1 protein-coding gene is annotated in these 394 nt (G+C 67.3%); it reads right to left on the bottom strand.

What is annotated here, in order from left to right; all coding sequences use genetic code 11:
• On the bottom strand, nt 1–394 hold a 394-nt coding region (locus VTU_RS33870), incomplete at both ends, for an Ig-like domain-containing protein (protein ID WP_010107298.1).

The following is a 394-nucleotide window of genomic DNA, read 5'->3' as shown; positions in this document are numbered from 1 at the left end:
GTCGGCCAGCGTGATGGTCACGCGGGGGGGGTCAACGTCGATGTCGTAGCTGACCGTGGAGACCGCTGTGCCCGCCCCGGCGTTGCCCGCGAGGTCGGTGATTTGGGCCAGGTTCACGCGAATCTTGTTGCCCGTCGAACTGTTGACGGAGGCAGGATTCACAGCGTGCTCGGTGAGCCCCGGGGCCGTCAGCGTGACCTCCCAGGTGGTGGTGCCGCCGCCGGTGCTGCGCAGGTTGGACAGATTCGCGCCTCCGCCCACCGTCAGGTCGGCGATGCTGAAGCTGCTGGCGTCGATGTCTTCGGAGAAGCGGATGATGACGGTGGTGCTCTCGCCCAGGTGCAGTTTGTCGTCGGTGATCGTGATCGGGTTGGTCGCCGCCAGCGTGGGGCCC

Origin of the sequence: Verminephrobacter aporrectodeae subsp. tuberculatae At4 (assembly GCF_000193225.1) — a bacterium.
Lineage (GTDB): Bacteria > Pseudomonadota > Gammaproteobacteria > Burkholderiales > Burkholderiaceae_C > Acidovorax > Acidovorax aporrectodeae.
This window is presented reverse-complemented; position numbering and strand designations above follow the sequence as displayed.